General features: G+C 29.4%; 1 protein-coding gene. It reads left to right on the forward strand.

What is annotated here, in order from left to right:
• The coding region (locus SB717_RS34095) for a hypothetical protein (protein ID WP_410907246.1) at window positions 1–374 on the forward strand (374 nt) is incomplete at both ends.

The raw sequence follows: 374 nt of genomic DNA on the forward strand, positions 1-374 counted from the left end.
TCAAAAATAGAAGAAATTAATAGAAAGATAGAAAATTCGTCATATAAAAAAATTAGCAAAATTATAAATCAGATAAAAGAGTTACTTTTATTTAAAGGAGAATGTATTTCACACTACACAAGTATTACAACAGTTCAGTTTCTATTATTAAAGGAAAGCCCATTTCGTCTGTCTGAGGGGACTTTTCTTAATGACACTTCTGAAGGAGAAGAGTTGTTTAAATTTTTAGAAGTGTCTAATGGGAATGTTAAGAAAGATCATTCTGAAATATTTGCTAAGAGACCTTTTATAGGAAGCTTTGTTGATGCCGACAAAAATAATGATTTGACTCTTTGGAGAATGTATGGTAAAGAAGGATTAGAAGAAGCTAAAGG

Source organism: Priestia sp. SIMBA_032 (assembly GCF_046535215.1).
Lineage (GTDB): Bacteria > Bacillota > Bacilli > Bacillales > Bacillaceae_H > Priestia > Priestia aryabhattai.